26 protein-coding genes are annotated in these 24,787 nt (G+C 50.7%); 11 read left to right on the top strand and 15 right to left on the bottom strand.

Annotated features, from left to right (window positions below; genetic code table 11):
* Positions 1 to 23 precede the first annotated feature (23 nt).
* The 6 genes from CAG64_RS16680 to CAG64_RS16705 all read right to left on the bottom strand — a co-directional run bounded on the left by CAG64_RS16680 (position 24) and on the right by CAG64_RS16705 (position 5,170).
* On the bottom strand, positions 24 to 872 hold the full coding sequence (locus CAG64_RS16680; RefSeq protein WP_161457727.1) for an MBL fold metallo-hydrolase: 849 nt from the start codon (positions 870 to 872) through the stop codon (positions 24 to 26).
* A 142-nt stretch (positions 873 to 1,014) separates the two neighbouring features.
* Positions 1,015 to 1,917 (bottom strand): LysR family transcriptional regulator, encoded by a 903-nt coding sequence (locus CAG64_RS16685; RefSeq protein WP_161453593.1) that lies wholly within the window; start codon positions 1,915 to 1,917, stop codon positions 1,015 to 1,017.
* 172 nt (positions 1,918 to 2,089) lie between these two features.
* Positions 2,090 to 3,346: a tyrosine--tRNA ligase gene (gene tyrS, locus CAG64_RS16690; RefSeq protein WP_161457728.1), complete on the bottom strand. Its 1,257-nt coding sequence runs from the start codon at positions 3,344 to 3,346 to the stop codon at positions 2,090 to 2,092.
* A gap of 91 nt (positions 3,347 to 3,437) precedes the next feature.
* Positions 3,438 to 3,584, bottom strand: a complete 147-nt coding sequence (locus CAG64_RS16695) for a hypothetical protein (RefSeq protein WP_040902812.1) — start codon at positions 3,582 to 3,584, stop codon at positions 3,438 to 3,440.
* Positions 3,585 to 3,925: 341 nt separating this feature from the next.
* Positions 3,926 to 4,138 (bottom strand): transcription antiterminator/RNA stability regulator CspE, encoded by a 213-nt coding sequence (cspE, locus tag CAG64_RS16700; RefSeq protein WP_021706074.1) that lies wholly within the window; start codon positions 4,136 to 4,138, stop codon positions 3,926 to 3,928.
* 213 nt (positions 4,139 to 4,351) lie between these two features.
* Positions 4,352 to 5,170 (bottom strand): LuxR C-terminal-related transcriptional regulator, encoded by an 819-nt coding sequence (locus CAG64_RS16705; protein WP_161457758.1) that lies wholly within the window; start codon positions 5,168 to 5,170, stop codon positions 4,352 to 4,354.
* A gap of 195 nt (positions 5,171 to 5,365) precedes the next feature.
* On the opposite strand from CAG64_RS16705, the gene CAG64_RS16710 reads away from it, so the two are divergent.
* Positions 5,366 to 5,824 carry a carboxymuconolactone decarboxylase family protein gene (locus CAG64_RS16710; protein WP_237668171.1) on the top strand — a complete coding sequence of 153 codons (459 nt, stop codon included), beginning with the start codon at positions 5,366 to 5,368 and terminating at the stop codon, positions 5,822 to 5,824.
* Between the two features lie 12 nt (positions 5,825 to 5,836).
* Positions 5,837 to 6,601 (top strand): AraC family transcriptional regulator, encoded by a 765-nt coding sequence (locus tag CAG64_RS16715; protein WP_161457729.1) that lies wholly within the window; start codon positions 5,837 to 5,839, stop codon positions 6,599 to 6,601.
* A gap of 51 nt (positions 6,602 to 6,652) precedes the next feature.
* On the opposite strand, the gene ppsA is transcribed toward CAG64_RS16715, so the two are convergent.
* Positions 6,653 to 9,043, bottom strand: a complete 2,391-nt coding sequence (gene ppsA / locus CAG64_RS16720; protein ID WP_161457730.1) for a phosphoenolpyruvate synthase — start codon at positions 9,041 to 9,043, stop codon at positions 6,653 to 6,655.
* Between the two features lie 159 nt (positions 9,044 to 9,202).
* Between ppsA and ppsR the strand changes: the two genes are divergently transcribed.
* Complete coding sequence (gene ppsR, locus CAG64_RS16725; protein WP_161457731.1) at positions 9,203 to 10,036, top strand: posphoenolpyruvate synthetase regulatory kinase/phosphorylase PpsR; 834 nt, start codon at positions 9,203 to 9,205, stop codon at positions 10,034 to 10,036.
* Positions 10,037 to 10,094: 58 nt separating this feature from the next.
* Here the strand turns inward: ppsR and CAG64_RS16730 are convergent, their stop codons facing one another.
* Positions 10,095 to 10,670, bottom strand: coding sequence for a hypothetical protein (locus tag CAG64_RS16730; protein ID WP_021706067.1), 576 nt, complete (start codon positions 10,668 to 10,670; stop codon positions 10,095 to 10,097).
* A 192-nt stretch (positions 10,671 to 10,862) separates the two neighbouring features.
* Between CAG64_RS16730 and CAG64_RS16735 the strand changes: the two genes are divergently transcribed.
* Positions 10,863 to 12,386: a DUF3612 domain-containing protein gene (locus CAG64_RS16735; protein WP_021706066.1), complete on the top strand. Its 1,524-nt coding sequence runs from the start codon at positions 10,863 to 10,865 to the stop codon at positions 12,384 to 12,386.
* 289 nt (positions 12,387 to 12,675) lie between these two features.
* On the opposite strand, the gene CAG64_RS16740 is transcribed toward CAG64_RS16735, so the two are convergent.
* Entirely contained in the window at positions 12,676 to 13,110 is a 435-nt protein-coding gene (locus CAG64_RS16740; RefSeq protein WP_161457732.1) for an Mpo1-like protein, read from the bottom strand.
* 54 nt (positions 13,111 to 13,164) lie between these two features.
* Entirely contained in the window at positions 13,165 to 14,532 is a 1,368-nt protein-coding gene (locus CAG64_RS16745; protein WP_161454932.1) for a diguanylate cyclase, read from the bottom strand.
* A 237-nt stretch (positions 14,533 to 14,769) separates the two neighbouring features.
* Here CAG64_RS16745 and CAG64_RS16750 point away from each other — a divergent pair, with 237 nt between their 5' ends.
* Both CAG64_RS16750 and CAG64_RS16755 read left to right on the top strand, forming a co-directional pair.
* A complete protein-coding gene (locus tag CAG64_RS16750; protein ID WP_202601018.1) occupies positions 14,770 to 15,375 on the top strand; it encodes an alpha-ketoglutarate-dependent dioxygenase AlkB family protein in 606 nt (201 codons plus the stop codon).
* 100 nt (positions 15,376 to 15,475) lie between these two features.
* Positions 15,476 to 16,561, top strand: a complete 1,086-nt coding sequence (locus CAG64_RS16755; protein WP_161457733.1) for a DUF3541 domain-containing protein — start codon at positions 15,476 to 15,478, stop codon at positions 16,559 to 16,561.
* 62 nt (positions 16,562 to 16,623) lie between these two features.
* Here the strand turns inward: CAG64_RS16755 and CAG64_RS16760 are convergent, their stop codons facing one another.
* Positions 16,624 to 17,559: a DMT family transporter gene (locus CAG64_RS16760; RefSeq protein WP_161457734.1), complete on the bottom strand. Its 936-nt coding sequence runs from the start codon at positions 17,557 to 17,559 to the stop codon at positions 16,624 to 16,626.
* A gap of 91 nt (positions 17,560 to 17,650) precedes the next feature.
* Here CAG64_RS16760 and CAG64_RS16765 point away from each other — a divergent pair, with 91 nt between their 5' ends.
* Positions 17,651 to 18,553, top strand: coding sequence for a LysR substrate-binding domain-containing protein (locus tag CAG64_RS16765; RefSeq protein WP_161457735.1), 903 nt, complete (start codon positions 17,651 to 17,653; stop codon positions 18,551 to 18,553).
* Here CAG64_RS16765 and CAG64_RS16770 read toward each other — a convergent pair.
* On the bottom strand, positions 18,534 to 18,806 hold the full coding sequence (locus CAG64_RS16770; protein ID WP_021706059.1) for a hypothetical protein: 273 nt from the start codon (positions 18,804 to 18,806) through the stop codon (positions 18,534 to 18,536). The genes CAG64_RS16765 and CAG64_RS16770 overlap by 20 nt on opposite strands.
* A gap of 179 nt (positions 18,807 to 18,985) precedes the next feature.
* Between CAG64_RS16770 and CAG64_RS16775 the strand changes: the two genes are divergently transcribed.
* A complete protein-coding gene (locus CAG64_RS16775) occupies positions 18,986 to 19,834 on the top strand; it encodes a pirin family protein (protein WP_161457736.1) in 849 nt (282 codons plus the stop codon).
* 109 nt (positions 19,835 to 19,943) lie between these two features.
* Here CAG64_RS16775 and ppnP read toward each other — a convergent pair whose 3' ends face one another.
* Positions 19,944 to 20,228 (bottom strand): pyrimidine/purine nucleoside phosphorylase, encoded by a 285-nt coding sequence (gene ppnP, locus CAG64_RS16780; RefSeq protein ID WP_021706057.1) that lies wholly within the window; start codon positions 20,226 to 20,228, stop codon positions 19,944 to 19,946.
* Positions 20,229 to 20,444: 216 nt separating this feature from the next.
* Between ppnP and CAG64_RS16785 the strand changes: the two genes are divergently transcribed.
* On the top strand, positions 20,445 to 21,770 hold the full coding sequence (locus tag CAG64_RS16785) for an ABC1 kinase family protein (RefSeq protein ID WP_161457737.1): 1,326 nt from the start codon (positions 20,445 to 20,447) through the stop codon (positions 21,768 to 21,770).
* Positions 21,771 to 21,939: 169 nt separating this feature from the next.
* Entirely contained in the window at positions 21,940 to 22,380 is a 441-nt protein-coding gene (locus CAG64_RS16790; RefSeq protein WP_021706055.1) for a DUF2850 domain-containing protein, read from the top strand.
* 1 nt (position 22,381) lies between these two features.
* Here the strand turns inward: CAG64_RS16790 and CAG64_RS16795 are convergent, their stop codons facing one another.
* Positions 22,382 to 23,749 (bottom strand): TrkH family potassium uptake protein, encoded by a 1,368-nt coding sequence (locus tag CAG64_RS16795; RefSeq protein WP_161457738.1) that lies wholly within the window; start codon positions 23,747 to 23,749, stop codon positions 22,382 to 22,384.
* Positions 23,746 to 24,408: a potassium channel family protein gene (locus CAG64_RS16800; protein WP_161454940.1), complete on the bottom strand. Its 663-nt coding sequence runs from the start codon at positions 24,406 to 24,408 to the stop codon at positions 23,746 to 23,748. The genes CAG64_RS16795 and CAG64_RS16800 overlap by 4 nt, the downstream gene beginning before the upstream one ends.
* Positions 24,409 to 24,610: 202 nt before the next feature.
* On the opposite strand from CAG64_RS16800, the gene CAG64_RS16805 reads away from it, so the two are divergent.
* Positions 24,611 to 24,772, top strand: coding sequence for a hypothetical protein (locus CAG64_RS16805; RefSeq protein ID WP_161457739.1), 162 nt, complete (start codon positions 24,611 to 24,613; stop codon positions 24,770 to 24,772).
* The last annotated feature ends 15 nt before the right edge of the window (positions 24,773 to 24,787 follow it).

Raw genomic sequence — 24,787 nt, forward strand, 5'->3', positions numbered from 1 at the left:
TGTTGCATCAGGTTAAGCAGGGATTACCAGTTCATTTCACCCATGCTAACCTTAGCACCCAGTTCCAAACCGGCATCCGCTTCAAACTGAGGGTAGGCTTGCATCGTTTTCTTAATCAGTTCAGCAGAATTTTGTGAGTTTGCCACGTTAACGTCGTAAGTCGCGACGTAATCACGGTTAAACGTTACGGCGTCTGTGCCCGCAGGCTCTTCACCAATGTAGTGACCCGGAATCACGCGTGTCGGTTTCAGTGCCAGCATGCGATCCAGTCCCTGAACCCACTCGATGCGTTTCTCATGTGTCGCAGCATCCGCCATCCAAACGTGACCACCTGACGCCACAGACACGCCACCCAGTACAGTTTTCAGTGAAGGAATCCAGTAATAAGCCTGATGCGTACCGCCTTCTTTCAGTTCAATGCTTTCCCCTTCCAGGCTAATGTTACCGTTGAACACTTGCGGCACATAAACGGATTTTGGTGCATTTTCACCTAAGATCGGGCCCCAGTAGCTGATCTTCTGATCTTTAGTACGCTTGATGTGATCGACCACCGCCTGAGTGGCATAGATGTTCACGTCCGGATACGATTTAACGATCGGCTCTAAGCCAAAGTAGAAGTCCGGGTCGCCTGCAGTAATGTAGATTGCCTGAAGTTGTTTACCCGATTTCTGAATCATATCCAGAACGTGTTTCCCTTCTTCTACACCAAATTGAGCATCAAAAAGAACGGCGTTTTTCTCTCCCTCAATCAGAGTAGAAGCGACAGGAAAGATGCCTTTATCCTGAGGGTTATAGGTGGTCAGAGTCAGGTCTGCCATTGCAGATCCAGAAGCCAGAGCGGTGGTTAAAATCAGTGTGGTAACAGGTTTCATAGTTTTTGCCTCATCAGTAACTAACGAGGCCTACTTTACCAACTGAACGAAAAAGAAATAGCCACGCTCTCGCACATAACTAGTGCATATTTTGCAACAATACTGGTATATATTACCGAACACTATTTCATTTTACGCACATTTAAGCGCTGTTCCACACCGGCTCCCGGTGCATCCGCTCCACAACAAAATCGATAAACTGGCGCAATAACGTCGTGACCTGGCGGCGGTTGGAATACACCAGGTGCACCCCCAACTGTCTCGGTTCCCAGTCAGTCAGCAATGGCACCAGCTCACCAGAACGTATGTATGGCTGTACACTGGCCAGCGGCTGCATACTCACGCCACCGCCACTGAGCGTGGCGTTGAGTAGAATCGTTGAAATATTGGCCGTCAGCTGGCCCGTTACCGGCACGGACTCACTGTTGCCCCCTTTGTCAAAATGCCATTCACTTTTGCCAAAATAGCTGAACGTCAGACAACTGTGCGCGCGCAGCGCTTGAAGCGAATCAGGTGTGCCGTGCTTGCTGAGGTACTCGGGCGCAGCGACGACTACCGAGCGACACACCCCGATTTGGCGCGCAATCACATTGGGATCAAGGTCGTTACTGATGCGCACGGCCAGATCGATGCCTTCCTCGACCAAGTGAATGCTGCGATCAGCCACCACCAGTTCAATCTGCACCTTAGGCCATAGTGCGCAAAAGTCGTTGATGGCAGCAAGCAGAAACGCATCGATCATCGAATAGCTGCAGGTGATCCTCAGCCGCCCGGACAGGGTATTGTGTTGTCGATCTGAAATGGCTCCGATGTCATCGGTTAAATTCAGAATTTGGTAGGCACGTTCCAGTGTTTGCTCACCAGCTTCCGTCAAACTCTGAGTACGGGTTGTACGGTGCAGCAGGCGGGTACCAACCCACTCTTCCAGCTCAGAAAGGTGGCGGGATACTTTGGTTCGTTCGATATCCAGGTGTTTGGCTGCCGCTGACAGGCTGCCCTGTTCGACGATTGAAACAAATATTTTCAGTGCGCTGATTCTGTCCATGCATCTCACTCAGAGAAAAGTCGTGCCAGGCAGTTAACACTGTGCTGGCGAGGTCTCCTTATGATATCGACCCTTGTGACGAAATCCACGCTCAAATACGTCAATTTCGTCATTTACGCTACGACGTCCAGACAAAGCTGATGCGGCCAACTATTGGCTGACCGCGACTGCACTATTGCAAACAAAGTAAGTGGAAGCTTTTTTTGCCTCGCTGAATCACCCAATAACGATCGAATAAGGCAAAGTAACCACTGAGGTTGTCGTGTTGCACTCGCTCACCATTGACACGAATGGCTCCGTCGCTGATCAACTCACGTGCGATACGACGCGATTTTGCCAGGCCACTCGTGACCAGTGCTTGTGAAAGCGAAATACTCGCCTCAATCGCCGTAACGGGCAGGCCATCCTGAGCAATCTGTGCGAGCTCAGCTTGCGTAAGTGTTTGCCACTGACCATCAAACATCGCCTGAGTGATACGCTGAGCACTGCTGAGCCCATCTTCACCATGCACAAACCGAGTCACCTGCTCGGCCAGCACTTGCTGAGCCCGTGGCTTACCCACACGCTGTTTGTCTTCGACTTCCAATGCCTCAATGTCATCCAGCGACAAAAAAGTGTAGTAGCGTAAAAAACGGTACACATCGTCATCATTGGTATTGAGCCAGAATTGGTAGAAGCTGAACGGTGAGGTTTGTCTGGCATCGAGCCACACCGCCCCACCTTCGGTTTTGCCGAATTTGGTGCCATCGGCTTTTGTGATCAATGGCAGTGTCATACCAAACACTTTATTGCCATTCAGTCGCCGGGTCAGATCGATCCCGCTGACAATATTACCCCATTGGTCACTACCGCCAATTTGCAGTGTGCAGCCATGGTGTCGATTGAGGTAGGCAAAATCGTATGATTGCAACAACGCGTAACTGAATTCGGTAAAGGATATGCCCTGTTCCGCACGCTCCAAACGCTGACGAACCGACTCGCGATTCATCATCGCATTGATGGAAAAGTGCTTGCCGATATCACGCAGAAATTCAATCACGTTTAGCGAGCCGATCCAGTCGGCGTTGTTCACCACCTCAAAGGCCACCGCGTCCTCCGCCGGGAGGATACCGCGAATTTGTTGTGCCAGTTGGGCGACCCAGCCTTGCACCGTCTCGGCGCTGTTGAGCATGCGTTCGGTGGCTTTAAAGCTCGGATCGCCAATCATACCGGTCGCTCCGCCAATCAAAGCCAGAGGCTTGTGCCCTGCTTGTCTAAAACGCTGCATCAGGATAAGTGGCACCAGGTGACCAATATGCAGGCTGCCTGCGGTCGGATCGAAGCCGCAGTAAATCACTTGTGGTTCGGTGAGCAGAGAGTGGAGTGTATCGAGATCGGTGGCCTGTGCGATCAGGCCACGTTGTTGAAGGTCATCTAAAATCGAGGTCATGGTTCCGCCTGTGTGTATTTTTTCACAGACTAACCAGATTGAGCAGCGGACTCGATATCCCTATAGGGACAATTACTGCAATCAGCCGGCTTTACAGTTCAAACTGACGCTCAAACTCACGCTGTTCCATGATGTCTTCGATTCTTCTGCGTACTTTGCGTTGCACTGTGCCAGCCGATTCGCGTGCTTCGCTGTTCTTGTCGCGTTTCTTTTTCGTTGTCTTTTTTCCTTGTGACATACCTACCTTCCTGACGTGAGTGAGCCAAAGCGTGGCCTGTTAGAATATGTATCCGCGTCGCCTTCCGACGCCGCCAAGCTGCCTTTGATATCGGAAAATACCCGTTTTCAGCATGAATAAAGGTAAAGTCCCTGAAACAGCCGTTAATCTACAGTATCACGAAACAGGCCTTAGGAGTGAAAATCTCGGCAAATCATTAAGGATGAGACAGATTATTCAAAACAAGTGGAATAAAACGCGCGTAAACGCTGAAAGAGGGACGAAACTAAGAGGGGGCAATGCTGGAAAAACAAACGGCCGGGGTTGGTAACAACCCCGGCCGTTTATCATAAATTGAGTAATTAGCCTACAACAACGTTGCTAGCTTGAGGACCTTTCTGGCCTTCCTCAACAGTGAAAGTTACTTTCTGACCTTCAGCCAGAGTTTTGAAACCTTCAGAAACGATTGAGCTGAAGTGTACGAATACGTCTTTGCCACCGTTGTCTTGAGAAATAAAACCGAAACCTTTAGTTTCGTTGAACCATTTAACTGTACCTGTCACTGAATTTGACATAATAACCTCTGAGAGTATTAAAAAAATTTATCGCCTGATACGGTTACTGAAAACAAACGCTATTTAATGTCTCAATAAAGCGAAAGGGCACAGCAGAGGTAACGAGCAGAGCCGAACCATTGCTGAGATGTAACTTTAACTAGATGTAGCATTAACAGCTCTCTATATCAGAGCAGCGGCTCAGTATACAGAGAAACCGCATATTGTATAGCTTTATTTTGGTTCTTTGGGATCACACATCCATGGCGCCGCCAGCATATGATTGAGAAATAGCTGAAATAGCTCACTGAGTGACCGCACATTGAGCTGCGCGTACACGCGCTTACGATGGTTTTTGACCGTACCGATACCAATCCCAAGAGACTCGGCAATCTCTTGGGAATCGAGTCCCTGAACCAACAGCGCGGTGACTTCCTGCTCCCGCTGTGTCAGCCTGTCAGCCCCAAAACTAGCGAGCGCCGCTTGCAACGCCGATGCCATCCCTGGCTGGTGCAGCGGTGCCTCCGCCAGCACAAAGGCTTGCTGTTGCCATTGCTGATGGCATAGCGCTTCAACAAGACGGAAACCGTGTTGCAACCGTTGCCGGCCCTCAAGGCTAAAACGACCATGTTGTAGCAAGCCGAGATAAATCACGACCCAACGACCTTCGTCCAACTGAATCGTGACGCACAGTTCATCCTGCCAGCCAGTCTGACGATAAAACTCTTGCTGATAATCCCGGTACTCCCCGGCCACCGGCACCACATCATTCAGCCCGTAAACTCCGGGAGCGGAACCGTCTAGGATCGCCTGATAAAACGGGTCTTTAAGAAATGAATCGGTCAGATAGCGCTGAAACAGCAGTTCGCGTTGTGACGGGATCGAGTCATACAGGTAGATAGGGTGTTTGCCCTGTCGGTATCCCAGGATCACAGCGCAGTCAAACGTGATCTGAGCCTGCAACCAAGCTATCAGCCGCGAGGTAAATTGCGGTGTATGGAGCGCTTTCACCACCTCGGCAATATCGGCGTATTCAGCGGAAGCGATCATGATTACCTCAGGATTACACAGGGAACAGAGCTCTGAGCTTACCCTAATTTTACGCTCAGACAATGGCTGGATAGCCAACCCGGGGCAAGCGGCGCTTTCTCCGATATCAAGCACTTTGTTACCAATGTCGGAAATCTTCAATATTCCCCGTTCACACCAGATTATCGTAGAGACTCACTTCAGCAAGGAGATAGCAGCATGAAACGACTGGATTACTACAATACCGCTCCGCAAGCGATGGACATACTGATGCAACAGGAAAGCTACTTCCGTCGCCAGTTCGAGGCGTCGGAAACCATGTCTGTCCGGATCTGGGAATTGGTTAAACTCAGAGTCTCACAGATCAATCAGTGCGCCTTTTGTATTGATATGCACAGTAAAGACGCATTGAAATACGGGGAACAGGCGGAGCGGATCTTTGGCTTGAACGCGTGGCGGGATATGCCCATGTACGACGAGCAGGAACGCACCGCTCTTGGCTGGGCAGAACATCTAACGGCAGGCTCAATCGTCAGCGACGACGAATACCAACGGGTATTGGATTGTTTTGGTCCGCACGCCCTGGTGGATTTGACAATTGCCATCAATGCCATCAATAGTTGGAATCGTATTGTCAAAGTCTTCAAGCCACAAGTGGGCCGCTACCGACCGGAGTAACTCAAGCAACGCATGGATTTCAGACTGTATCAGCCTCAGGGCCGCACCGCAGACCATATTCAGGGAATATGGTCTGTTTACGTATCTTCAGAACATGATGAACCGATTGACAAGCTGCTGTTCGGTGATGCCGGCAGCGGCGTGCTGTTCAATTTTGGCGCTGACGTCTTTTTTGCCGATGCGTGGCACGCTCCGGGCATCGTATTGCTGCCGGTCAGCCTCAAAGCTCAGACGGTCATTCTGCCTGCCGGTACGCTGATGGCTGGTATCCGCTTTCATCCGGCGATGGGGTATCAATGCCTCGGCAAACGCTTCGAGCAGCCTGTTCGCAGCGAACAGGAGCCCGACATCCACACACGGCTCAGCCCCTTGTATGAACAAATGCGCCACTGCCAAGGCCACAATGGCCGCCTCCGTGTTCTGTACCAGTATGCACAGCAGCACTTCGTCCACGATGGCGACGAACGTAAACAGGTTGTTCGCTTGGTCCAGCATACGCACTCAAACCCAAGCGCGCCGGCAACGGTCGGACTGCGTCAGATAGAGCGCCATTTTCAAACCTGGATGGGCATGACACCCAAATATTATCAGCGGCTGATTCGGGTCAAACAGGCTCTCGAACAGCTCAAACGCTCCCCCTCAACGCCACTGGCCGATTTAGCCGCAGATCTGGGATTCGCTGATCAGGCCCACATGACCCGTGAGTTTCGTGCTCTGGCCAATATCACCCCGAAACACTACGCCCGCCGCTGCCTGCACATAGGTGCACCTAAGTAGCCCGGCACAAAAAAAGCGCCCCATAGGGCGCTTTTGTATGCGTATACAACACTATTTACCGCTGACGTTACCAAGTTTGAGCCAGGTATCGATCACCGTGTCTGGGTTGAGTGAGACTGAGCTGATGCCCTGCTCCATCAGCCATTCGGCCAAATCATCGTGATCCGATGGCCCCTGACCACAAATACCGACGTATTTACCGGCTTTGGTCGCCGCGTCAATGGCCATTTTCAGCATGGCTTTCACGGCAGGGTTGCGCTCATCAAACAAATGCGCCACGTCACCAGAGTCACGGTCAAGACCAAGGGTCAGCTGGGTCATGTCATTTGAGCCGATAGAGAAACCATCAAAATACTTGAGGAACTCATCTGCCAGGACCGCATTGGATGGCAACTCACACATCATGATCACTTTCAGCCCCTGGTCGCCGCGACGCAAATCAAACTTCGCCAGCAGGTCGATAACCGACGCCGCTTCGCTCGGTGTGCGAACAAATGGGATCATGATCTCGACGTTTTTCAAACCCATTTCATAGCGCACACGCTTGATGGCCTGAGTTTCCAACTCAAAACAGTCTTCAAATACCGGAGAGATGTAACGCGACGCACCACGGAAGCCCAGCATTGGGTTCTCTTCGTGTGGTTCGTAATGCTGCCCACCCACCAGGTTGCTGTATTCGTTTGACTTAAAGTCCGACATACGCACAATCACGCGTTTCGGCCAGAATGCCGCTGCAATCGTAGCAATGCCTTCGGTCAGTTTGCTGACGTAAAAGTCGATCGGATCTTGATAACCACGAATGCGCTGGGTAATTTCCGCTTTCAGTTCATCGCTTTGTGCATCAAAGTTCAACAACGCTTTCGGGTGAATACCAATCATCTTATTGATGATGAATTCAAGACGTGCCAGACCAACACCTTCGTTCGGAATCTGAGCGAAGTCGAACGCACGATCCGGGTTGCCAACGTTCATCATCACTTTGGTGGGCAGCAATGGCAGTTCATCCACAGCAGAGCGCTTAATTTCAAACGCCAGCTCACCCTGGTAAACATAACCGGTTTCCCCTTCCGCACAAGACACGGTCACTGTGGTACCGTCGGTCAGACTGTCTGTTGCATTGCCACAACCAACGATGGCCGGAATGCCCAATTCACGCGCGATGATCGCCGCATGACAGGTACGCCCACCACGGTTGGTGACGATGGCCGACGCTTTCTTCATGACCGGTTCCCAGTCCGGGTCCGTCATGTCCGTGACCAGCACGTCCCCTTCCTGAACCAGTGACATCTGATCCAGTGAATCCACCAGACGCACAGCACCGCTGCCGATACGCTGTCCGATTGCTCGGCCTTCGACCAGCACGTCCGCCTTGTTGTTCAGCTCATAGCGCTCGATCACATTCTGTTCACTTTGCGACATGACCGTCTCAGGGCGCGCCTGAACGATGTATAACTTGCCATCGATGCCGTCTTTCGCCCACTCGATGTCCATCGGACGCTGATAGTGCTTCTCAATGATCATTGCCTGTTTGGCCAGCTCTTTGATCTCGTCATCGTTGAGCGAGAACTGGTTCCGCTCTTGGGCCGAGGTATCGATGATTTCTACCTGTTTACCAATTTCCTGGCTGTTGGCGTAAATCATCTTGGTCAGCTTAGACCCAAACGTCTTCTTAACGATCGGGTGCTGACCGGCTTCCAGCATCGGCTTGTGGACGTAGAATTCATCTGGGTTCACCGCCCCTTGCACCACCATTTCGCCCAGACCCCAGGCAGAAGTAATGAAGACAACCTGATCAAAGCCCGACTCCGTATCCAGTGTGAACATCACACCTGAAGAGGCCTTGTCAGAGCGCACCATACGTTGAATACCGGCCGATAGGGAAATACCACGGTGATCAAACCCCTGGTGCACCCGGTAAGAAATAGCGCGGTCATTAAACAAAGAGGCATAAACGTGTTTGGTCGCTTCCAGCACCGCGTCGATGCCTTTGACGTTCAGAAACGTTTCCTGCTGACCAGCAAACGAAGCGTCTGGTAAGTCTTCAGCGGTCGCAGATGAACGCACTGCTACTGAAAGCTCAGTGTTACCTTCAATCAGAGTAACGTAGTTGTCGCGGATATCCTGCTCAAGATCAGCAGGGAACGGGGCTTCTAATACCCATTGACGAATGGTGGCACCTGTCTTACGCAGAGCGTCCACATCATCAACGTCCAGTTCATCCAGCAGCGAGTGAATGCGTTCGTCCAGACCTTCATGGTCAAGGAACTGGTTAAACGCGTATGAGGTTGTCGCAAAACCGTTGGGTACCGACACACCGGCATTGGCCAGATTAGAGACCATTTCGCCGAGTGAGGCGTTTTTACCGCCGACCTTATCGACATCTTCCATGGATAGGCTATTGAACCAGAGGGTGTTCTTTTGCATGTCTTTCTCCAGAAACATTGCAGCTTTTGTAGGGACTAAAGGCAAACGATTACGTACGAGCTGAAAAAAATTCACAAAGAATGTTTAAAGCTGTGGGGGACGTAATTGAACGCCGGGTTTTATTATCTGTATTATGTGTTACATCCTACTCAAAAGATTTTTAAACTTTAAACAAAAATGCAAATAGATACTCAAAGTCGTGATGTGTTCTATGTTTCTGACGGAACCGCGATTACATGTGAAACATTAGGGCATGTTGTACTGGGTCAGTTCCCGGTCAACACCAACGAAAAAACCTTTCCGTTTGTCGACAGCAAAGATCGCGCCGACGACGTAGTCAAAGCCATTGAACACTCCTACCGCCAGTCCGGTCATAAACCGCTGGTGTTCTTTTCGATTGTGGTGCCCGATGTCCGGCGTAAATTGCTTCAGGCCCCCGCCCACAGCTACGACGTACTGGAAAGCATTGTGCAGAAAGTGCAGGAAGACATTCAGATGCCTCCCCGACCCAAACTGCAACGCTCACGCAGTGTCGGTAAAGACTCAGACACTTACTTTGACCGTATCGCCGCCATCGAATACACCCTGGCGCACGACGATGGCATCACCCTAAAGGGCATGGAGCACGCCGACATCATTCTGCTTGGGGTCTCCCGTAGCGGCAAAACACCAACCAGTTTGTACATGGCGATGCAGTTTGGTCTGCGGGTGGTGAACTACCCGTTTATTGCCGAAGACGTCAAATCACTGCGTCTGTTGCCGGAGTTCGAAGTGTACCGTCACAAGCTGTTCGGCCTGACCATCGATCCGGAGCGACTGACTGAAATCCGTGAAAACCGCCTTTCCGGCAGCGATTACGCCAGCACGGAGCAGTGCAAACTCGAACTTCACACCGTTGAAGCTCTGTTCCGTCGTGAGGCGATCCCGTATATCAATACTTCCTCATTGTCGGTTGAAGAAATCTCCACCCGCATTCTCGAAAAAGCCGGGCTAAAACGGCGCCTGTTCTGAACTCGCGCCCACAAAAAAGCCAGCACACAAGGCTGGCTTTTGGTGGTGCTCCCGCCCATTACAGGTGGTAGCAGTAATCGAGATGATAATCGTCACCATTTTTAGCGGTGTACTCTTTATCTTCACTGCACGCGTGCGGTTTGCCTTTCTCATCGCCTTTCACCAGGCTGATCCAGTGACGCATCGCCGCCAGCGGGGTCTCATTGCAAGTCTGAGCGAGCGTGGTGCACGTTTCCAACTGAATGTCGTCAATATCAATCAACTCCACACAGCCAGTGCCTTTGTGGCAACCAAACATCACTTCAACATGACTACCACTGCCATCGCGGAACAGAATTGACTTGGGCTCTTCTTTGCCGCCGGTATAAGCCACAAATTGCTTGGGGTGCTTCAAGCCACTGTGGCGGCCGTCTTTGAAATACGCCATCACGTGGCAGTAGTCGATAACATAACAGGTAACGTCCTGATGCGAACCGGCTTCCAGCGGGAACAGACGATCCAGCAGTTGCTTGGATTTTTTCTGTTTTTCCATCTGCTCGTGAGCGCTGATCGTCTCGACGGCAAAGACGGCTTCAGCGATAAATGGCTTTTGTTGTTTTTGGATTTCGTTTTTATCGAATGTCAGCATATTCATAGTCTTTCCCTCTCTCCGACCAGCCCTTCCTTTGTAACGGGTGGTGACTGCTGCAAAAAAATCTGTCCTAGAGCAAATATTCCAAACTCGTGTTTCATTCCGTGGCGAATTTGTGACCTTGCTTACTTGGTAGACTAGCGGAATTTTGACTACAATTTCACAACAAAAATTTTACAATGTGAATTTTACAAAATGTCGCTGTCAAAAAGCCTGGTTCGTCAGTCCCATTTTTTAGGGACAAAAATTAGAAACCTTAGAAAACGCAATCACTTAACCATGGAAGATCTCTCCGCGAGATGCATACGGGTTAACCCTGAGTACGCGCCATCGGTCTCTTACCTGTCGATGATTGAGCGGGGGAAACGAGTTCCCAGCGTCGATATGCTGGAGGTGATCGCCGAAGTATTCCAAAAAGATCCTGCCTGGTTCTTAGACGACGAGCCAGAGCAGTCTGCGATTACCCCTGACAAAGGCAATCGAGGCGGGATCAGCGGTATGGCACTTGAACCAAGCTTTTTGTTCTCCAACGACATTCTGCAAATTGCCATTCCAGAAATGCTCTCCCAGACCGGTATTACCGGGCGTCAGTTTGCCCACCTGCTGATTCGGGCGCATCAGGAAAATAACCAGAACCATTTTCCGGATTTGGAGCGGGCGGCGGAAGAAGTGGGTCTGAAACGACTCAATCTATCAGTTGAAGACATCATTGATATTGCCAAAAGCCTGGGACTGACTATCCGCTGGACCAGTCGGACGCCAGAAGACGTGGTTGATGAACTGGGGGTCAGCGCCAAACAGTTGATTACCTCCTTTTTTGAACCACCGGGCACGATTTACCTCAACGAAATCCTGCGCGATTACCCAACCCGGCTGAAATACGATCTGGCGGTGTACATTGGCCATTGCGTGTTGCACAGTCGTGACGGGCTGAAGAATGTGCTGTCTGTCGGTCACACCAACAGCTGGGAGGATGCCAATACCGCCCCACAAACCTCTGAACTCAATTCACAGGATATTTTGCAGGCGTGGCGAGATTTCGAGTCAAGCTTTTTCGCGGGCGCCCTGCTGTGCCCGAAAGTACCGTTTCGCCAATTACTGGATCGCAACGGCTATGAAATTGATGTGCATACCAAAGCCGGAGTCTCGCCTTCGGTTGCGATGCGACGGATGACCGTAGTCTCCCCTTACCCACACTGGCATTATTTTGATGCGTACGGTCAAAACAAGCTGAAAGCGGTTTATCGGGGTAATGGTATTCCATTGCCTTGGGGAAACATGCGTAAGGTGAACGACCCGTGTCAACACTGGGCCGTTTTCCGTCGCCTCTCTGAGCCTCAGCCAGGCAGCTCGGCACAAATATCCATTCTCAACGTTGGCGACGAGCCGAGAATTTATTGCTGTGAGTCGGTCAATATGACCGATCCCGCGGGCAACAACCGGGTGCTGTGTGCGGGGATCGATCTCAACCCAGCGATTGACGCACAGGGTGGAAACTCATTGGAAATTGCGGAAGACTTGAAACAACTCTGCGTATCGCACGGCGGCACGGCAACGATTCCGCCTCACATTCGTAAAGAGTTTATTACCATTGCCAAGATCCTCAATATCAAGTGGATAGAGCGCGGTATCGCCAACGATGCTCGGGTGATTTGCTCGCGAGGAGCGGTCTGCCCTCGTAAACCAAGCTGCTACAGCCATTGTCAGGGCGACGAATAATCAAGTAGGGAGGCCAAATAGAAAAAAAGCCAATCACAATGAGCGTGATTGGCTATGTATAAGTGTGAACAAATGTAAGGTTCACTAACAACGTCAGTTGGCTAGGTGACCCTCGGCTTAATAAGGGTCACTCTAAGTAAAGCACGATGCGTGCCAACTTTTAAAAAATAATTTTCGGCCTGATTTCGGTTAAATAAAGTGCAGTTTCAGCCAAACACCATGCATAACGCCTTTGCATTTTGCAAAACTAAAACGTTTTGCAAAAACCATCAATCGCATAATGCAAAAACTAATGTTTACGGAACACCCAGATCGGACCAATCAGCAAAAATTGCACGTCTTCCAGGAAAGACGGTTTCTTTCCTTCGATTTTATGACCGATGAACTGGAGCATCCACAACACGCCAAACATCAGCAGAGAAACCGACAACACCGGCCAGCCCAGCAGTTCCATCGACCAGATCAAACCAATGCAGGCGAGTGAAAAGCCCAGCATCATCAGGAAAACACTCGTTGAGAGGCGGAAATAAAAAATCATCACAGGGATCAGCAGTAACCACACCCAGTTGACATTCACATTGGGCATCGGCAGCGCCGGGATGGACCAAATCAGACCAATCACAGAGAGAAAGATGCCCGGGACGGCCACTTTGTGAATTGCCCGGTTAATCGGATGTTGGTGATTCTCACCATAGGCTTCTAACCATTCAGATAACGGACGCACGGCTCATTTCCTCAACCAGGTTTACTCATACACTTATCAGTATAAGACACACTGTTACGCCGCTCGGCTACGACGTTTCTCACTGTACATTTGCTGATCCGCATCTTTGAGTAAATCATCGATTGTCAGGTGCTCGTGCGAATACAATGCTGAGCCGATGCTGACATGAATCGGAATATGGTGCCCCTCGTACTCAACCGGAATGGAGCACAAAGCCTGCTGGATTTTGTTTTTCACCGCGATAACGTCTTCCTCTCGGCTGATCCGCGGCAGCAGCACTAAAAATTCGTCCCCGCCAATACGCGCAACCACGTCCGACGAACGCAGTGAACGACTGATGCGTCTCGCCGCCTGAGTGAGCACCAGATCACCCGCAGCATGACCATACTGGTCATTAATGGCTTTAAACTGGTTCAAATCGATATTGAGCACCGAGAATGTCTTCTGCACATCTTTGTTTCTCAGCGCATTGTCGAAGTGACGTTGCAGGGTAAACATGAAGTAGCGCCGATTGGGTAAATGGGTCAACTCATCGTGCAAAGAACGTCGATTGGCCGCCCGGTAAAGACGGTAAATAGTCACAAAAGCAATCAGGATAAGCACTAACCCCGGATAGCCAACCACCCGGGCCAGATGCACCTGATACCAGGGCAGCTGACTGAGTTGATTGGACTGCTCCGATGCGGCAATCACCCAAGTACCATAAGGAAAAAAGACCGTCTGTACGCTGAACGCACGATTGAACGTCGAGGCGTCCCCATAAAAGATATCTCCGCTCGCTCCGAGGCTGTTACGTCCACGAATCGCCAGATGATAACTCTGGTCAAAGTCCTGAACACCGACGTCTTCCAGTAAGCCGTCAAGATCAATCACCATACTGGCGACGCCCCAATACACCGGGTTATCCGCGCTGCCGGTAAAAATTGGCAGGCGTACGATCAGTGCCTGCCCCCCCTGAATCAGAGGGACCGGACCAGAAATAAAAATCTGCTTAATATCTCGCGCTTTTTTGACCGAATACCATTGCTCCGGCACTTTCCGGTAGTCCAGCCCGAGTGCCCGTTCATTGCCCTGCAATGGATAGATGTAGTGAATCACATCATTCGGTGCTAGGCCGATGATGCGGACATGACGGCTTTCCTGAATCATACTGGCCGCCAGTGTTTGCCAGTTAAACTGAGTCAGTTCCGGGTTGAGGCTGACAAACGACGTCAGACTGTGGATCCGGTAGATATCCGCCAACATTGTGGCTTCCAGACGTGAGCGAATCGAGGCCAAATCTTTGCGCCCTTCTTCGAGCAATTCGTCCTCTAGTTTCGATTTCTGGTTGTAATCAATCAGTTCGATCATCGCGACCGAACTGACTAAAAATAGCGCAAACAGCAAGCTGACAGACCAATGTCTGCGTGAACCATGCGACATTCAAATTCCCCTATGCACGCGTTCAGCCAAACTGTCGTTGATCATTTTTCACTTCACCGGTTATGATTTTTATGATGTGTCCGGCAATGGTATTTATGCTGGTTATGTAAATCACTCGGTGAGACTATTTTGCATAAGCAACCACACACCGAGCGAGTTTATCGTGTAACAGAACATAACGTAATCAGTTACAGATTGCACATTTTGTTGATTATTATCTGGTCAAGGATACGTATTTTGGATTTATTTTCCACGCCCAATTCGCTTATAGAAACGATTGATCTGACTAATGGCACCCTGCTCTGGTCTGCCAATTTTCTCTCTGCGGAGGAAGCTGATCATGTGTTCGCACATCTGCAAAATGAGGTGCCGTGGCAACAAGAGTCAATCAACCTGTTTGGCCGCCAGGTGGCGCAACCGAGACTCCAGGCCTGGTATGGCGATGCGGAGTACACATACTCTGGCCTGACAATGCAACCTCTGCCTTGGTTCCCTTTGTTGCTGGAGCTAAAGCAACGCTGTGAAGCCGCAAGCGGCACGCGTTTTAATTCGGTGCTAGCGAACTTGTACCGAGACGGGCAGGATTCGATGGGCTGGCATCAGGACAATGAACCTGAACTCGGCCGCAACCCGGTGATCGCCTCTTTAAATCTTGGCGATAGCCGACGTTTCGTGCTCAAACACAAACACAATGGCGAAAGGCGCCAGTTGGATCTGCATCATGGTTCCCTGCTCATCATGAGTGGAGAAACGCAGCACTTCTGGCGCCATTGCGTCCCTAAAACCGCCCAGCCAAAATCTGCACGTATTAACCTGACTTTCCGTCAGATAAATTCGCTTTGATCACAATTTTGTATAAATATTAAATATTGACTTATGGCTGGCATACGGCACGCAAATAGTTGTTAAACTTACATTAACTTTCGTTTACGTGTTCACTGATATGCTGCTCAAAAAACTTTATCTGTCGTTTACTGCCAGTGCCGTCTTGCTTGTATCGGCGTCAGCATTGGCACTGAATGAATCTCAAACCACTTACCAACAATCCGCGGACATAATCCGCCACACCTACGAAACCCAACTCTACACGCTACCTGCGTTTAAAGAAGGGCATTATGCGCTGCGAATGTATCGTCAAACGCTCGATCCCAAGTACGCCGCCGCCATCTGGAGTGATTTGGCCCGTGTGGCCAGCCGCTTGAACGAATGTGCTGAAGAGATCAATACCCCGGAGCAAGTGATTCTTTATTCAGAGAAGCGGCTCAACGCTTACCTCGACGACAAAGACGAGCGCAGTGTGCGACGCTACAACGCCACCAAAAGTATGCCGGAGTATTTGTATATCGGGGTCGGTTTACTGGGTTCTATGGCTCGGGCAGACGAATATGGCCTCAAACATGTCAAAGACAAACAGTTGCGTCAATTGCTGCGCCAGTACGATTTTACCAAGTATGTCAGTAATAAAGAGATGGTGAAAGCCTGGGCAGCGCAACTGGCCAATCAAGCATTCTGGTTGCGTCAATTGGGGGAACAAGACGTCGTAGATTTGTTTATTAAAACGTTCCGCGAAACCTATCCTGACTCCGAAGACAGTGAACTGACCAAACAACAGTACGGCAACAAGCTCTATGGCATGACTCACATTGTGTTTGCCGATTCACGGTACTATCAGCATAAGATCGATGAGCAACAGTACCCGTGGATTTACGACTACATGCGACGCAACATCGATACAATTTTGCTCAGAGCTAAGGAAGATGTCATCGCTGAAGTTGGACTGACTTTCCTGCTCGCCGGATTGGATAATGATCCTGTGGTTGAAAAAACACGCCGGGCGATCCAGGCATCGCTCGACTTACGCCATGGCATGATTCCCTCAACCACCGGCGATTTCGATCTTGAATATGGTGAACATCGCAATGTACTGGCGATCATGTTACTGGACTGGCAAGGCGTCAATGTCGCCCCAACCCTCACCTCAAATCCAGGCATTTTTCTTGGCATGCCTTACGGTTTAATTGCCAAGTAAAACCTGTTTATAACGCCATCAAGCGGTCAGCGCCACTTGATGGCTTTTCCTGCCCCTCAGATTCAGGTCCCCGGATTCAGCTCACCGGTTTGTGAACGGGTGCGACGTCGAATCAGCTTTGGGACAATCACATTCACCGCACTGGCCGCGACAATGAGTGAAATCCCCATCAATTGCAATGCGGTGAAACGCTCATCAAAGAAACAGAACTGCCACACCGCGGTAAACAGCAGATTGGTAAAAATCAACGGGGCCAGTTGTGAGTTTGATTCCGCCAGTTGATACGCCTTTGAACGAAATACCTGGGTATTTACGATCAGCACAGATGCGGTCAGCAATGCGACCACAATGGCGACCGTGCTGGCTTGCGGGGCGACCCATACTTGTGGGTTTAAGCTGATTCCCGAAATGACCAGGACGGGAAACAACAACACCGCTGCACACACGAAGGTCCAGAAGTTGATATCAATGGCTCGCATCCCTCCCTTGCTGGCACGGTATAAGCTGAGTTGAGAGCCGGCATTAAACAGTCCGGCCGCCAGTCCAATCAACAACTCTGGACGCAACTGAATACCAGACACATCGTCAGCCAGCAGTAGCACACCACCGAATGTCATGCACAGCCCGAACAGCGTCAGCCAGCTCAACCGGACCGAAAAAATCAGTTTTTCTAACACTGGAATAAACAAGGGTCCGGTACTGAACAACACCACACTCTCAACCAGGGACAAATGTTGTAATGAAACAATAAAGCAGACCTGACAAGCCGCGATACACAATGCCCTTATCCACATCGGCTTCCACATGCTTCTGGATGGTAAATTAAACCGGGTCAGCATCATTAACCCAGCCAACATCAGGGCTGGCACCACAAAACGCATAAAGCTCAACAACTGAGCATTCATCGCTTCAGCCAGATACTTAGACAATAAGCCTGTCAGCGACAGACTGAATGTCGATGACAGCATAAATACAACAGGACGCAATGAACGGGACATACTTCTCTCCTCTTCTGCCCCGTAGTGTAGTGAGATGACCGGCGAATAAAAAACGAGTAATATTAACCAAACCTGTAAGAAAAACTTACTTATGAAAAAACTCGCACCACTCAAATCGCTGTATTCATTCGTCGCGGTAGCTGAAACCGGCAGCATGACCGAGGCCGCCAAAGCGCTAAATGTCAGTCATTCTGCCGTCAGCCAGGCGATCAAATCGTTGGAAACGCAGTTGGATCAGCCCCTGTTTCACCGCTCAGGTCGCAACGTCACACTCAACGCCAATGGTAAGCAATACTACAAACAGATTGCGCCGGCGCTGGAGCAGATCGTTGTTGCCACTCAGAATCTGATCGAAAAACGCCACTCGCATCGGCTGACACTTAACATGGTCAACTCACTGGCCATGCACTGGTGGATCCCACGGGTACACAGCTTCAATCAGTTTGCGCCCAATATCGACGTACGCATCTCCACCCTGGTAGGTAGCTTTGTTCTGGAACAGGAAGGAGTAGACGTTGCCATCATTCACGGTCACACCGACGAATGGCAGGATTATTACTGTGAATTGTTGGGCAAAGATGAATTGGTGATGGTGTGCAGCCCGGATTTGCTTGAGCGAGATAACCCCATCGAGCTTGCTGAGCTGCTAAATACTTATCCCGCGATCATCGCAGCCAATGAACGTCGCAAACACGACTGGCAAGTCTGGTGTGATGCGCACCAGCTTCCACTTCCAACGTCAGGACACAATCTCTCTTTCTCAGCCTCTATTCAGGCCGTGCAGGCGACGATACGAAAACTGGGCGTATTCGTCACACACCGCTTATTTGTGCGTGATGACATTAAACTCGGTTTATTGAGAGAGATAGGCCAGCCGGTAACTAACCCGCATCAGGATTTTTATTTTACCTGTCAGAGAGAAAAGCTGCAGAACGAACACGTGCTGCAACTCAGAGCCTGGCTCAGAAATGAGTTCAGCCACTCAGGTACATAACCGACAAACCCACCGCCAGGATCGCTAGCATTGCCAGTGCATATTTTACTTTATGTGAACTGCGGTTGATGCGCTTCGCCCGCCGGATCACCGCAGCCCGTTTCCGTTTGTGAACCGGGATCTCATCTTGCTCCTGACGGCGTTTGACAGCGGTATTCGCCACCTGAGTGTACCGACGGCGTTGATCTGTGGTGAAATCATTCTCCTCGTCGTAACCATGGTGGGGAACAGGATCTCTGCGTGTTACGGCCATACAACCTCCTCTTCCTCAGCGAATCCTTTCAAATTCAGTATAGTGCAGTAACTAGAGTGTAAATTGTGCTTATTCCTCGGTTGATGTTCGAAATTATCGAATAAGACCACCGAAAAGCCCGCCCTCACGACCGCAATTTACCGCGCTACACTGCCTGCATACACACTAAGGAGGCCGTTATGCGCCAAGCGAGAATCATTCAACAAATTATTCCGTCACAAGCCACGTCCGACGGTGACGGCGTTAAAATCCGTCGTGTTGCCGGTTTTGATAATGCGCGATTCTCACCGTTTCTGATGGTGGATGAGCTCAAATCGGACGACAAAGCCGACTATGTTGGTGGATTTCCGCCTCACCCTCACCGCGGGATTGAAACCTTAACGTATATGCTGCAAGGGCATTTTCAACATCGTGACCACATGGGGAACCTCGGTGAGCTGAGAAGTGGCGGCGCACAGTGGATGGCGGCAGGCCGTGGCGTCATCCATAGTGAGATGCCCATTATGCAGGATGGAGCTCTGCACGGTTTCCAGATTTGGATTAACCAACCCGCCAAAAACAAGATGCAACCGGCTCAATACCACGACTTTCAACCGGAAACCATCACCGAACATCACTCTGCCAGTGAAGGCCTGATCAGGTTACTGGCGGGAGAGCTCCGGTTGGAAGGACAGCAACTGACCGGACCACTGGTCGACACCGGCGTCCCGGCAACCGTAGCGGACTGGCGCACGCAAGCCGGACAAGCCTTAAAAGTGCAAACCAACGGCAATCATACTGTCATGCTGTACAACTATAAAGGAGAGGTCAGACTGGCTGATCGCGTAGTCCGGCAAGGAGAGATGGCACTGCTGTCCAAAGGGGACGAGTTCACGCTCGACGCAGCTCAAGACAGTGGTGTCCTGATCTTTATGGGTGAGCCGATTAACGAGCCTGTGGTTCACTATGGCCCGTTCGTCATGAACAGCGTTGCTGAGATTGAACAGGCTATCCGGGATTACAACAGTAGTCAGTTTGAATTGTACTAACCCCTCTTAGGTGTCCTTTCGGGGACGATTGGTAAGAGAAAGTTGGATAATCCACTGTCATTCAACTTTTTGTTTGCCACGCCGCCACGGCGTGGCTTTTTTATCCGGCTCAGCCCAGATATTCACACAAATAAGCCGTGGCCACTTCCACTTTCAGATCAAACGATGAATCGCCCGCCACGTCAAACGACTCACCAGCAGCAAATGTCTGCCAGTCTGCGTCTCCGGCTCGCTTGATGATCAGCGCACCTTTCACAACCGTCATTCGCTCCGGCGCTGCCGTACCAAAAGTGTATTCACCCGGCAGCATAACTCCGACACTGCTGTCGCCGTCTTGCTGGGTGAAACCAAGCGATTTCACACCGCCCTCAAAATAAGTATTTTCCTTAATCATTGTTTTTTCCTGTCTCTGATTTGAGAGTTCAAGTTGTATCGGATAACCTCGAATGGCACAAGATGTTGATGAAAATATAATTGGCGCAGTACACGAGCACCGACTCATCGATGCAACCAGATGGAAGCGAGCGCGTATAAAGAGAATAATTTAGGGAACTTCGTCATCAACCGACATAATGAAGTCAGACGGAATCACAACCAACAGGACGCCACGATGTCACAGCGAGAAAGTAAAATACCGACCCATAGACTGTCTCGTCTCGGCCAGTTTGCCTCTCTTGCCACGCGCGTGACTGGCAATGTGGTCTCCGAGGGTACCAAACAGTGGATGCAAGGCAAACGTCCTTCCGCCAAAGAGCTGCTTCTGACACCGAATAACCTTAAACGGGTCGCGGATCAGCTCGCACATCTGCGTGGTGCGGCAATGAAAGTCGGCCAGATGTTATCGATGGATGCAGGCGATCTCCTCAGTCCGGAATTGGCCGAAGTACTGGCGCGATTGCGTTCAGACGCCAATCCCATGCTGACGAAACAATTGGCGGCGGTACTGGAAGAAGGTCTCGGACAGGAGTGGAAACAGCAGTTCCTCGCGTTTAACTTCAAACCGATCGCCAGCGCCTCGATTGGACAAGTGCACCAGGCTTACACCGATGACGGCATCAAGCTGGCGGTAAAAGTACAGTACCCAGGCGTGGAGAAAAGTATCGACAGCGATGTCAACAATGTTGGAACGCTGCTCAACGTGGTTGGACTGCTCCCTAAAGAGGTCGATATCGCGCCACTACTGGAAGAGGCGAAAACTCAGTTGCATTACGAGGCCGATTACGTGCGCGAAGCGCACTATCTGCGACGTTACCAAGCGCTATTGAGTGGCGACCCGGCATTTGTGGTGCCACAAGTGTTTCCCGCACTCAGCTCTAAAACCGTCCTAAGCATGTCGTATGTGGAGGGCGTGCCGATCGAATCACTGCACAGCGCTGCTCAGCCGATTCGGGATCAGGTCATGACCCACATACTCTCTCTGTTGTTTCGCGAGTTGTTCGAATTTCAGTTGGTACAAACCGATCCCAACTTTGCCAACTATCTGTACAACCATGCCAGCGGACAAATCGCCCTATTGGATTTCGGCGCGACCCGTGAATACCGCACCACCATCAGCGAAGGCTATCGCATGGCGTTCTCGGCAGTAATGAAGGGGGAAACTGAGAAGCTAGATACTGCTCTGACTCAGATTGGCTTTTTCAGTCAAACCATTGCTCCAGAGCAGCGGGAAGCCATCTTAGCACTGGTCAGAATGGCGTGTGAGCCCATGCTGCATCAGGGTGATTATGATTTTGCCGCCAGCGGCCTGGCGCAGCGACTGCGTGATGCCGGCACCGTCCTGAGTATGGAAAAAGATTATTGGCATACACCACCTGCGGATGCGCTTTTCCTCCACCGCAAAATCGGTGGGCTATACTTACTGGCAGCTCGTTTGCACGCCAACGTCGATGTTCAGTCACTGGTCACGCCGTATCTGGATATCCATAACGCTGCATAACAGGCCGTAACCTTTGAGCAGAAGATCAAATTTCTACTGGTGTTATTTGCGACCTTGAGCCAATTATTACACTCTGTCATACGGAGTACGGAATAACTCGTGGCCGGGGATGCAAGGAATGGCAGTCAAAAATCCCGTTACAGGTGTAGGAGTCGACGCTGGGTCTGGAATGGCAAAACAGAGTGCAATCAAAGTTATCTTAGGTTTGATTCTGGCGACGCTTGCCGCCGGGTTTGCCCTGTTGATCTATTTTAGCTATCGCGCTTACACCAACCCAGAACATGTCTATGGAACCTGGATTGAGATCGGGACACCGGTCTACAACACAGATACTCTGACACTCAATGATCACGGCGTGTTCAAGAATGGCCGATTGATCGCCACCCAATACGATTTTACCGGCAAACGCATCTACGTCGAAACGGGCAGTGGCATCTCGATTTACGAAATGGCCGGAACGGAGCGCTCACCCCAACTCAAACGCCTGCAGCCCAACAGCCCGACTCAACGCTTTATCAAGCAAGGGTTTGAGCATACCATTGACAGAGAAAACGGCGGCCCGGCGAAAAACCGCCGCGCCGCATTGTCGGATCACTTCGGCGGGGACTGAATTACCCCGTCAGCACGTTATCTTCTGGGTATTTCAGCAGCGATGGTTCCGGACGCGCCAACAAATACGCCAGTGTTAACGGGCCGATACGGCCAATAATCATCACCACAATCATGATCCACTTCCCAGGCTCCGACAACTCCGCTGTTAACCCGGCAGTCAGCCCGACCGTGGCAAAGGCAGAAATAGTCTCGAACATGACTTTGTCGAAGCTGGACTGTTCCGTCAGCATCAGCAAGAACATGGCTGTAGTTAACAATAAACCGCTCACCACGATGATCGCCAGCGCTTTGGTGACCGTTGGCCAACTGATGGTGCGCTTGAACAAAACCACATAGCGTTTCTGCGTCAGGAATGCCCAGGTTGCCATAATCGCAACAGAGAAAGTCGAGACTTTGATCCCCCCGCCGGTCGACGTCGAACCCGCACCAATCAGCATCAGTACAATCATAATCAGCAGCGCCGGTTGAGAAAACTGCGTCAGATCGATGCTGTTAAAACCGGCGGTCCGGGCACTGGCTGACTGAAAGAAAGCCGCCAGCCACTGGGTACCCGGATTCAGCGTCCCCATGGTGTACGGGTTATTGTGCTCCAGCAGCCAGAACATGATGGTGCCAAACACCAACAAAACTGGCGTCATCATTAGCATCAGTTTGGTATGCAAATGCAGATGTGCGAAGCCTTTTTTCAGGTTACTCGACAAGTCACCGATCACTGTAAAGCCCAAACCACCAAAGATAAACAGCGCCGCCAACGTGAAGATGACCAGTGGATCGTTCACAAAGCCAATCATGCTGTCGGAGAACAACGCAAAGCCCGCATTGTTAAATGCCGACACCGAGTGAAACAGCGCATAAAACATCCCGGTTTGCCAGCCCATTTCTGGCACCCAACGTAGTGAGAGAAGCACAAAGCCGAGCGTTTCAGCCACCATCGCAAAGACGATGATTTTCTTGACCAGGCTGCGCAAATTGACTCTCCGATCCTGTCCTAATGCTTCTTTGGCCAACGCTTGCTGCCTCAGGCTCAGACGGACTCCGAACAGATACAGCAATACGGCTGACAAGGTCATCTGCCCCAGGCCACCAATTTGCATCAGGCACATCAACAGGATCTTACCTTCCAAGGTAAAGTGCTGACCGGTATCCACCACACCAAGCCCCGTCACGCTGATGGCAGAGGTGGCGGTGAACAGCGCGTCAGTCAGACTCAGGCCGGAAACAGAAAACACCGGCAACGTGAGTAATAGTGCCGACGGGATCAGGACACCAAGAAAACTCAAGAGAATAATGCGCGGCTCGCCGCCTTTCTTTTGAACTTTCTCACTGTCCAGGGCGTAAATCGCCCCGTGCCGTTGAGAAAAAATCATAACTGTTTCAGCCGACTGGCCAGCGCCTCTTTCGGCCCGACAATAATAATAATGTCGCCAATTTCCAGGCTACGATCCATATCCGGCGCCTTGGTGATATCCGGACCACGTTTAAAGCCCAGCACCTGCACTCCTGCCACTTTACACAGGGCCAACTGCCCCAACGTCTTACCCATCAATTTCGCACCAACAATGATCTCGGTCATCGCCAGACCACTGCCCAGCTCTTGGAATTCAAGCACGCGTTTGTCGAGCATTTTACGTGCCACGCGCACGCCCATATCCCGCTCTGGCATGATCACATGATCCGCACCGATTTTTTGTAAAATCTTGGCCTGAAAGCGATCGCTGGCCTTCACCCATACCGCTTTCACCCCGCTTTCTTTCACCACCAGAGTGGTCAGAATACTGGCGTTCACATCAGCGCCGATGGCCACCATCACCATATCGTAGTCACTCAGCTTCAGCTCTGAGACGGTCTCTTCATTGGTGCAGTTGGCGACAATCGCCTGCGTCACAAAACCCGCCGCTTCGCGGACCCGATCTTCGTTGATGTCAACCGCCAATACCTGTGCCCCGGAATCTTCCAGCTCCTGACAAACCGACAAACCAAAACGCCCCAAGCCAATCACAGCAAACTGTTTATCTCCAGTTTTCATTACTACACCTTCATTAACACGAGAAGAGCAAAGTGTGCGCCTGTCTCTGAGAGTTATCAAATTTGTGTTTCAGACTCGTACCACCAGTGAACTTGTATCAGGCGGTATCGCTCCAAACAAAAGGAAATCTTAATTGATTGATTTTTAAAAAGTAGATAAGGACGTCTACTCAAGTCAACATTCTCAACAACAAGATACTGGTATGAATGATTTCATCGCTCAAACCGAGGGCGATATCACCCACTTTGTCGAGAACTGGGACAACAGTGTCGTGTTGATTACTGCGGCGAGTTTGGTGGCGTGGTTGCTCTGGCGGCTGATATATGCTCGGCTGGAAACACTGGCCGCCGAGAAAGTGGCGTAAATAAGCCCTCAATCG

This window comes from Vibrio sp. V38_P2S17PM301 (assembly GCF_009904845.1).
GTDB lineage: Bacteria > Pseudomonadota > Gammaproteobacteria > Enterobacterales > Vibrionaceae > Vibrio > Vibrio proteolyticus.